Genomic DNA, 9,443 nt, shown 5'->3' on the forward strand with positions numbered 1-9,443 from the left:
GCCGTGGGGGGCGTTGCCTGCGGCGCTTTCCCCTATCCGCCCCTTCCCGGAACCGGGGCTCCGCCCCGGGCCCCGGTGTCCTCAATCGCCGGACGGGCTTGATGTGGCCGGACAGGGTTGAAATCCGCGACCTCAGTCCCTGGTCGCGCCCAGGCCGAATCTGGCCCTCAGGCCCGTCGTCCGTTCGTCCGTCGCCACCGACGCCGCGCCGTCCGTCACCGTCTCGTACACCGCCAGGATGTCCGCGCCCACCGTCGACCAGTCGAAGCGCCGTACGTGCGCGCTCCCCCGCTCGCGCAGTTGTGCGCGGCGGGACGGGTCGCCCAGGAGGCGGACCGCCGAGGTCGCCAGGGCGTCCGCGTCCTCGTTGCGGAACAGTTCGCCCGCCGAACCCTGGTCCAGGACCTGCGCGAACGCGTCCAGGTCGCTCGCCAGCACCGCCGCGCCCGCCGACAGCGCCTCGACCAGGATGATGCCGAAGCTCTCGCCGCCCGTGTTGGGCGCGACGTACAGGTCGACACTGCGCAGCAGCCGCGCCTTGTCCTCGTCGCTGACCATCCCGAGGAACTCCACCCGCGACCGCATCGCCTTCGGCAGGGACTCGACCGCTTCCTTCTCGTCGCCCCGGCCGGCGACCAGCAGCCGCGTCTCCGGGTACGCGCCCAGGATCTTCGGCAGCGCCCGCATCAGGACGGGGAGTCCCTTGCGCGGCTCGTCGATGCGCCCGATGAAGCCGATCGTGCCGCCCTGCCACGCCGGATTGGCCTCGGCCTTGGCGAAGAAGTCGACATCGACGCCGTTCGGGATCACCACGGCGTCCCCGCCCAGGTGCTCCACCAGCGTCCGGCGCGCGTACTCGCTCACGGCGATCCGCGCGCTGATCTTCTCCAGCGCGGACTGGAGGATCGAGTACGCCGCGAGCATGGCGCGCGACCGGGGGTTCGACGTGTGGAACGTCGCCACGATCGGTCCCTGCGCCGCCCAGCAGGCGATCAGCCCCAGCGACGGCGACGTCGGCTCGTGGATGTGGATCACGTCGAAGTGACCGTCGTGCAACCAGCGCCGTACCCGCGCGGCCGACAGCAGCCCGAAGTTGAGCCGGGCCACCGAGCCGTTGTACGGCACGGGCACCGCGCGCCCCGCCGACACCACGTACGGCGGCAGCGGCGTCTCGTCGTCGGCGGGCGCCAGGACGGACACCTCGTGCCCGAGCCGGATCAGATGCTCCGCCAGGTCCCTGATGTGGAACTGGACCCCACCGGGCACGTCCCACGAGTAGGGGCAGACGATCCCGATCCTCACACCGGCCCCCCGCCGGACACGCCGTCCGAGCCGGACCCGGACCCGGCGCCGGGGGCGCCGGACGGTTCGAGGTCCGCGACCCACAGTCTCTGCAACATGTGCCAGTCCTCCGGATGCTCGGCGATCCCGCCGGCGAAGACGTCCGCCACCGCCTGTGCCATGACAGACGTCTTCTCGGCGCGCGTACCTGACTCCGGTACCTCGACCGGCGGATGGACCCGCCCCCGCATCACCGGGGAGTCGTCGTACCAGAGCGTCACCGGCAGGAGCAGCGCCCCCGTCTGCTGCGCCAGCAGCGAGGGCCCCGCCGGCATCCGGGCCGTGCCCCCGAAGAAGTCGACCTCGACGCCCGACGCCGACAGGTCACGGTCGGCGACCAGGCAGACCAGACCGCCGTCCCGCAGCCGGCGCGCCAGCGTGCCGAAGGCGGAGCCGCCGGTGTGCGGCAGCACCTCCATCCCGAGGCTCTCGCGGTACGCCACGAACCGGTCGTACAACGTCTCGGGTTTCAGCCGCTCGGCGACCGTCGTGAAGGGCACTCCCAGCGCGCGTGTCACCCAGACGCCCGCCAGGTCCCAGTTGGCCAGGTGCGGCAGCGCCAGTATCACGCCCCGCCCCGACGCCAGCCCGTCCGTCAGATGGTGCACGTCCTTGGGGTCGAAGCCCGCGCTCACCCGCTCCGCGCTCCAGGTGGGGAGCCGGAACGACTCCATCCAGTAGCGCATGTACGAACGCATCCCGGCCTTCGAGAGGGCGGCGAGCCGCTCGGGATCCGCCCCGGGCACGACCCGCGCCAGGTTCGACTCCAGCCGCAGCACACTCTTGCCGCGCCGCTTCCACGCCGTGTCGGCGATCGTCCGGCCGAGGGCCGCCGCCGCCGGCTCCGGCAGCGTCTTGACGGTGCTCCAGCCCAGCCCGTACAGCCCGTCCGTGACCCGGTCGCGCACCCCGCTCATGACGCGGCCTCACGCCCCTGCGAGCCGGACCCGGGACCCGAGCCCGAGGCGGCCTCCGCCGCCGCTGCCGCGTCCGCCTCCGCCGACTCGCGCCGTACGGTCACCACACGCTGCGCCAGCGTCACGGCGGAACCGACCGCGACGATCCACAGCGCGATCGGCAGCAGGATCTCGATCCCGGGGACCCCGAAGGTCCGGTGGAATCCGGCCAGACCCGCCGCGACCAGCGAGATGACCAGCCGCTCCGCCCGCTCCACCAGCCCGTTGACGGCGACCGGCAGGCCGATCGACTCCCCCCGGGCCTTGGTGTACGAGACGACCTGGCCGCTGGCCAGGCAGAAGATCGAGACGGCGCACAGCACGTTGTTGTCGCCGCTGCCCGCGTACCAGAGGGCGAAGCCCCCGAAGACCGCGCCGTCCGCCACCCGGTCGAGCGTCGAGTCCAGGAAGGCGCCCCAGCGGCTGGAGATGCCGGCCTGCCGCGCCATGTTGCCGTCGACGAGATCGGAGAAGACGAAGATCGTGATGACGATCGTGCCCCAGAAGAACTCCCCGCGAGGGAAGAAGACCAGCGCACCCGCCATCACCCCGGCCGTACCGATGAGCGTGACCGCGTCCGGACTGACTCCACGCCGGAGCAGAAACGCGGCGAACGGCGTGAGGACACGCGTGAAAAATGCACGCGCGTACTTGTTCAGCATGGCCTTCCCGACGGTCGTTGGGCCGCGCGGCCCCGACGGCCACCGGCGGGCCCATCGTAGCCACGCCCACGGCGCGCCACCGCCGCCGCACCCGCACCGGGCGCCGGACGACATCCGGTGCCCGGTGGCGAAAGAGCGCCAACTCCCCTGACGTGGACCGCATACCGCAGTTACGCTGAGGTGCCCAGCTCCGCAGGTGAGCCGGGCGCTCTGACCAGGAACAGGCCGCGGCAGCGGATCCTTGCGGCGAGGGGGCGGCAGTGGCGAGTGACGGATTCGACTTCAGCCCGGGGGCACAGGTCCCGCTCATGGGGTCGGACGGACAGACCGCGGCGACGCACGCCCTCGCCTCGGCGGCCTACCGGGACAGCCCGGTCGAGGAGATCCTCAAGGCCGACAACGAATGGCACAAGTCCAGCGTCTCCAAGGGCAGATTCTCGCTGATGGAGCCGAATCTGGGCGAGGCGTTCGCACGCGCCGTCCAGCTCAGGACCCTCGGCGGCGGGCGCGGCGCCCTCATCCAGTCCTTCGGCACCGAGTCCCGGACCATCGTCGAGCACTGCCTCGCGGCGAACGGGATCCGGAAGGAGCGGGACAAGAAGCTCACCGCGGTGACCGCCGTGTTCGGCCTGCTGTTCCTGCCCGGCGCCCTGCTCTGGCTGGGTGTCTTCCAGCTGCGCCGTACGCTAGCGGGGGCGAAGGACCGGCGCGTCGGCGCCATGGGCTCGGCCCTCCTGATCGCCGTCGGCGTCCTCGCCGTCATCTTCCTGATCGCCCTCCCCTTCGTCGGCGTCCTCGGCTGGTACCTGCGCGGCATGATCGTCGCCCCGGTCGTCGGCTGGTGGCTGGCCAAACGCATCTGCGAGTCCACCGCCAAGGACCTGCGCTCCCGCTGGAGCGCCCTCCTCGCCGGCGGCGGCATCGGCGCCAAGATCCCCGAGGCCGTGCCGGGCAACCCGGGCGACGCGAGCCGCGAGGAGCTGCGCCAGGGCCTGGAGAAGCTCACCGCCGAGCAGCGCTCCAACGTCGTCTTCTACGCGGGCCCCAAGGGAATACTGGGCATGGGCACCCGCTGGGGCAGCTGGCAGCTCGCCGAGGATCTCGTCTCCAAGGACCCGGCCAAGGAGATCCACCAGTTCCGCAGTTACGACGTCATACGGGCCATCCACGACCAGTTGAAGCTGCTGGAGCGCGGCCCTCTCAACTCCGGTGGTTTCCCGCCGCCTTCGGTCAAGCACTGGATCGTCGCGGCGGTCGGCGAGGGCGCCGGTTCCGTGAGCCGCCCCGACGGCCAGGACGTGGAGGCCTACCAGGTCAAGAGCCACGAGATACAGCGGATCTGCAACCACCAGCAGTTCGGCAGCGGCAACCGTCACTACCTCGGGGTCCAGTTCAACCTGTGGGACGGCCAGTTGGTCATCACCATGATGATCAGCGTCACCGTCCTCTACCAGACGCTGCGCATCGAGGTCACGGGCCACGCGCTGGGCCCGGTGCACTCCCTCTTCACCAGCGGGCCCTCCCCCAAGAGCCGTACGGTCGCCAAGCCGGTCCGCTTCTGGGAGACCGTCGACCGGCCGCTGCCGCTGGTCGAGCCGAAGGAAGCGGTCCGCCTCGCGGTCCGCGCGCCCTTCACGTGGTACCCGCCGCTGCTCGACCACCTCGGCGGCAAGCTCGGCCTCCCCGAGCCCTTCGGCCTGCGGCACGCCTGGGCGGACCAGCCCTGGCGCCACCGCTTCATGGCGGACGACGCGATGCGCGCCGCGACACCGGTCCTGCGGGTGGCCCACGCCGCCGCGATGAAGGTCCTGGACGAACACGGCGTGGACACCACGAGCTTCGGCAGCAGGGCCTCCTCGCTCGGCGGAGCCGTACAGGACCCGAGCCCGCGGAAGGCGGACGCCTACGACGCGTGAGCCGTCGCGCCCGGCCCGCCCCGCCGCGGCGGTGGACGGGCCGGAGGCCGGCTACGGCTGTACGGGCCAGGCCGCGGCCAGCATCGCCCGCGTGTCCGCCAGGAGCTGCGGCAGCACCTTCGTGTGCCCGACGACCGGCATGAAGTTGGTGTCGCCACCCCAGCGCGGCACGACGTGCTGATGCAGGTGCGCGGCGATCCCCGCCCCGGCCACCGAGCCCTGGTTCATCCCGATGTTGAAGCCGTGAGCCCCGGACGCCGTACGGAGCGCGGTCATCGCCCGCTTGGTGAACAGCCCCAGCTCGGCCGTCTCCGCGTCGTCCAGCTCCGTGTAGTCGGCGACATGACGGAACGGCACCACCATCAGGTGGCCGCCGTTGTACGGATACAGGTTCAGCACCGCGTAGACCCGGTCCCCCCGCGCGATGACCAGCCCGTCCTCGTCGGACTTCGACGGGATCGCGCAGAAGGGGCAGCCGTCGCCGGCCTCCGGTCCGGTGGGCTTGTTCTCGCCCTGGATGTACGCCATCCGATGGGGCGTCCACAGACGCTGGAACGCGTCCGGGGTCCCCACACCGATCTGCTGCTCCGGCTCACTCGTCATGCTGTGCAGCATATGACTTAGGACCGGGGAAGCGTGTCGCCGGGCCTCCGCCGGACCACCCCCCGCGATGCTGGGGCGATGCACGTCAGGAACGGCCCCGAACGCCGGCTCCGCTGGGAGCGCCGCATGGATCTGCCGCTGTTCCTGGGCTCGGCGGTCTTCCTCGGCTGCTACGCGGTCCTCGTCCTGGCTCCCCACACCAGCCAGGTGTGGCGCGACCTCGCCCTGACGGGTGTCCTGCTGACGTGGGCCGTCTTCCTGGTGGACTACGTCGTGCGGCTGGTCCTCAGCGGCCTGGGCCGGCACTTCCCCCGCAAGCACTGGCTGGACACGGTGGTGCTGGTCCTGCCCCTGCTGCGCCCGCTGCGCATCGTGAACACGTACAGCGCCGTCCAGCGCCGCCGGGACCGCCCGCGCCTCAGTCTGTACGGCAGGGTCATGGCGTACGCGGGCCTCAGCGCCCTCCTCCTGGGCTTCGCCACCGCGCTCGCGGTCTACCAGCAGGAGCGGGGCGCGCCGGGCGCGACGATCCGTACGTTCGGCGACTCGGTGTGGTGGGCGTCCTCGGCGATCACGACGGTGGGGTACGGGGACGTGACCCCGGTGACGCCGTGGGGCCGGGTCTTCGCGGTGGTCCTGATGGCGTGCGGGCTGGCGCTGCTGGGGGCGGTGACGGGGTCGTTCTCGTCGTGGCTCATCCAGGTTTTCGGCCGGGAGGACAGGGAGAGGCCCCCGACGGGCTGAACGCTCGCCGGGGGCCGTCGTATTGGTGCGGTCAGGTGTCAGACCTGGACGCGGCGCTCCACCACGTCCAGCAGCTTTGCCAGCGCCTCGTCGCGCGGGATGCCGTTCTCCTGCGACCCGTCGCGGTAGCGGAAGGACACCGTGCCCGCGTTCATGTCCTCGTCGCCGACCAGGATCATGAAGGGGACCTTGAGCTTCTGGTGGTTGCGGATCTTCTTCTGCATGCGGTCGGAGGACGCGTCCACCTCCACCCGCAGGCCCTTCTTCTTCGCCTCGGCGGCGAATTCCTGCAAGTACTCGACGTGGGCGTCCCCGATCGGGATCCCCACCGCCTGCACCGGCGCCAGCCACGCCGGGAACGCGCCCGCGTAGTGCTCCAGCAGCACCGCGAAGAACCGCTCGATCGACCCGAACAGCGCCCGGTGGATCATGACGGGCCGCTGCTTGGAGCCGTCCGGCGCGGTGTACTCCAGGTCGAAGCGCTCCGGGAGGTTGAAGTCGAGCTGCACGGTCGACATCTGCCACGTACGGCCGATGGCGTCCCGCGCCTGCACCGAGATCTTCGGCCCGTAGAAGGCCGCGCCGCCCGGGTCGGGGACCAGCGGCAGCCCCTGCTTCTCGGCGACCTTGCGCAGCGTCTCGGTCGCTTCCTCCCACGCCTCGTCGGTGCCGACGTACTTCTCGGGGTCCTTGGTCGACAGCTCCAGGTAGAAGTCGGTCAGACCGTAGTCACGCAACAGGTTGAGCACGAAGGTCAGCGTCGAGTCCAGCTCGTCCGCCATCTGCTCCTTGGAGCAGTAGATGTGCGCGTCGTCCTGGGTGAAGCCGCGGGCGCGGGTCAGGCCGTGCACGACACCCGACTTCTCGTACCGGTACACGGTCCCGAACTCGAAGAGCCGCAGCGGCAGTTCGCGGTACGACCGCCCCCGCGCGTCGAAGATCAGGTTGTGCATCGGGCAGTTCATGGGCTTGAGGTAGTAGTCCACGCCCTCGTCGAGCTGCATGGGCGGGTACATGCCGTCCGCGTACCAGTCGAGGTGCCCCGACTTCTCGAACAGCTTCCCCTTGGTGGCGTGCGGGGTGTAGACGAACTCGTACCCCTCCTCCTCGTGCCGGCGGCGCGAGTAGTCCTCCATGGTCCGGCGGATGATGCCGCCCTTGGGGTGGAAGACCGCGAGGCCGGATCCGACCTCGTCGGGGAAGGAGAACAGGTCCAGCTCGTTGCCCAGCTTGCGGTGGTCCCGCTTCTCGGCCTCGACCAGGAAGTCCAGGTGCGCCTTCAGCTCTTCCTTCGTCGGCCACGCGGTGCCGTAGATGCGCTGGAGCATCGGGTTCTTCTCGCTGCCCCGCCAGTACGCGGCGGCGTTCCGCATCAGCTTGAACGCCGGGATGTACCGGGTGGTGGGCAGGTGCGGGCCGCGGCACAGATCGCGCCAGGCCAGGTCGCCGGTCTTCGGGTCCAGGTTGTCGTAGATGGTCAGCTCGCCGCCGCCCACCTCGACGTCCGCGCCGTCGTCGGTCGACGCCGAGCCCTTGATGCCGATGAGTTCCAGCTTGTACGGCTCGTCGGCCAGCTCCTCGCGGGCCGCCTCGTCCGTGACGACGCGGCGGGAGAAGCGCTGCCCGCGCTTCTGGATCTCCTGCATCTTCTTCTCGATGACCTTGAGGTCCTCGGGGGTGAAGGGCCGCTCGACGTCGAAGTCGTAGTAGAAACCGTCCTTGACCGGCGGGCCGATGCCCAGCTTGGCCTCGGGGAAGATCTCCTGCACGGCCTGGGCCATCACGTGCGCGGTGGAGTGCCGGAGGATGTTGAGGCCGTCCTCGGAGGAGATGAGGACGGGCTCGACGGTCTCCCCGTCGGCGATCTCGTACGCGAGGTCCTTCAGCTCGCCGCCCACGCGGGCGGCGACGACGGTGCGCTCGCCGGGGAACAGTTCGGCCGCCGTAGTGCCCGTCGTCACCACGCGCTCTTCCCGCTCGGAATCGCGTTGGATGATCACACGGACGTCTGACACCGGACTCTCCTGACTGCACGGGGCGCGCACGTCCTGTTTTCCGTGCGCACCAGGAATCGTACCGAGCCCGGGCCGTCACCCACTAAACGGTTTCCGCGTCGGCCTCCGGATCGCGTCCCCCGCCGCACGCCTCTTCAAAGAAGTCCAGGTTCTCCTGGAGCGATTTCATCAGCCGGTCGCGCTCCGCCTCGTCCACCTGGACGGGCACCACACCGCTGGCGTCGGAGAGCCTGCGGAAGCCGCCCCGGCTCTCCAGTCGGCCGACGACCCGGATGGGCAGGCCGACCAGGTGCGCGTGACCGGCGATCCGGTACGCCTCCTCGTCGAGCGCGACCCGTACGTGCGGGATCTCCGCCCCGGCGAGGACCCGCAGCCGTACGGATCCGGCGCCGCGCGGTCCCGCCCGGCGCATCCGGATGACGGCGCCGGTGATCCGTACGGGCATGGAGGGCTCGTCGCGCAGGTAGCGGCGGCCCGCCTCGCGGAGCGCGGGCAGGTCACCGGGCGAGAACTCCACCGGTTCGGGCCGGGGCACGCAGCCGTCGGGGACGCCGGCGCCGGGGGCCCAGGCCAGGGTGATACGGGCGCCTTCGGTGCCGCGTACGAGAGCGACCAGGGCGTCGGTCAGCTCGCGGCTGACCCCCGCCTGGACGGCGGTGTCGAACGCTTCCATGCCGCCGGTCGCGCGCTGGTAGTCGACGGCCTCGCGGGTGGCGTAGAGGGCGTGGTGGAGGCGGACGGCGACGGCGCGGCCGGCCGTGACCGGGACGAAGGCGGTGAGTTCGCGCCCGCCGGGGGCCGGTCCGACGAGGATCCCTTCCAGGGAGGCCTGGGCCTGGCCGCGGTGGCGGGCTCCGTGGTAGCCGGCCCTGCTCCGCACGGCGAGCGCGCCGGCCAGCAGCAACTGGCGGGCCGCCGTGCGCAGTTGTTCCTGTACGGTCCAGGCCGCCGCCCCCGAGGGGCCCTGCGGCACGTCGCGCCACCAGCGGATCTCGTCGCTGGGGACGGTGAGGCCGACCAGGACCTCGCGGGCGGAGGGGGCCGCGCTGCGGGCGAGGGCGGTGAAGGCCTCGGCGAGCAGGTCGTCGCAGTCGGGGAAGGCACGGCTCTCCGGCACGAGGAGGCTGGTGCCGCCACCGGCGGGCGCCGGGGGTGTCCAGCGGGTGTAGCGGCCGGGGGCGCCACCGCGGCGGCGCCAGCCGTGCC

The 9,443-nt window shown here is 71.4% G+C and carries 8 protein-coding genes; 2 read left to right on the forward strand and 6 right to left on the reverse strand.

Features of this window, described 5'->3' with window-relative positions:
- Positions 1-132: 132 nt before the first annotated feature.
- Genes GT042_RS34180 through pgsA form a run of 3 tightly spaced genes read right to left on the reverse strand, consistent with a single transcriptional unit; the run spans position 133 to position 2,959 of the window.
- Positions 133-1,302, reverse strand: a complete 1,170-nt coding sequence (locus GT042_RS34180) for a glycosyltransferase family 4 protein (RefSeq protein WP_161312575.1) — start codon at positions 1,300-1,302, stop codon at positions 133-135.
- Positions 1,299-2,258 carry a phosphatidylinositol mannoside acyltransferase gene (locus GT042_RS34185; protein WP_161312576.1) on the reverse strand — a complete coding sequence of 320 codons (960 nt, stop codon included), beginning with the start codon at positions 2,256-2,258 and terminating at the stop codon, positions 1,299-1,301. Before GT042_RS34185 ends, GT042_RS34180 begins: the two co-directional genes overlap by 4 nt.
- Positions 2,255-2,959 (reverse strand): phosphatidylinositol phosphate synthase, encoded by a 705-nt coding sequence (gene pgsA, locus GT042_RS34190; protein WP_161312577.1) that lies wholly within the window; start codon positions 2,957-2,959, stop codon positions 2,255-2,257. The genes GT042_RS34185 and pgsA overlap by 4 nt, the downstream gene beginning before the upstream one ends.
- Positions 2,960-3,219: 260 nt before the next feature.
- On the opposite strand from pgsA, the gene GT042_RS34195 reads away from it, so the two are divergent.
- Positions 3,220-4,875: a hypothetical protein gene (locus tag GT042_RS34195; protein ID WP_161312578.1), complete on the forward strand. Its 1,656-nt coding sequence runs from the start codon at positions 3,220-3,222 to the stop codon at positions 4,873-4,875.
- A 51-nt stretch (positions 4,876-4,926) separates the two neighbouring features.
- On the opposite strand, the gene GT042_RS34200 is transcribed toward GT042_RS34195, so the two are convergent.
- On the reverse strand, positions 4,927-5,490 hold the full coding sequence (locus GT042_RS34200; RefSeq protein WP_161312579.1) for an HIT domain-containing protein: 564 nt from the start codon (positions 5,488-5,490) through the stop codon (positions 4,927-4,929).
- Positions 5,491-5,556: 66 nt separating this feature from the next.
- On the opposite strand from GT042_RS34200, the gene GT042_RS34205 reads away from it, so the two are divergent.
- The gene (locus GT042_RS34205) at positions 5,557-6,222 is read left to right on the forward strand and encodes a potassium channel family protein (protein WP_161312580.1); all 666 of its coding nucleotides are present in this window, start codon (positions 5,557-5,559) and stop codon (positions 6,220-6,222) included.
- Between the two features lie 38 nt (positions 6,223-6,260).
- On the opposite strand, the gene thrS is transcribed toward GT042_RS34205, so the two are convergent.
- Both thrS and GT042_RS34215 read right to left on the reverse strand, forming a co-directional pair.
- The gene (gene thrS, locus GT042_RS34210) at positions 6,261-8,237 is read right to left on the reverse strand and encodes a threonine--tRNA ligase (RefSeq protein ID WP_161312581.1); all 1,977 of its coding nucleotides are present in this window, start codon (positions 8,235-8,237) and stop codon (positions 6,261-6,263) included.
- A gap of 82 nt (positions 8,238-8,319) precedes the next feature.
- Positions 8,320-9,443 (reverse strand): hypothetical protein (locus GT042_RS34215; protein WP_161312582.1); only part of this gene is annotated, 1,124 nt, incomplete at its 5' end.

It is taken from the genome of Streptomyces sp. SID3212 (assembly GCF_009865405.1).
Lineage (GTDB): Bacteria > Actinomycetota > Actinomycetes > Streptomycetales > Streptomycetaceae > Streptomyces.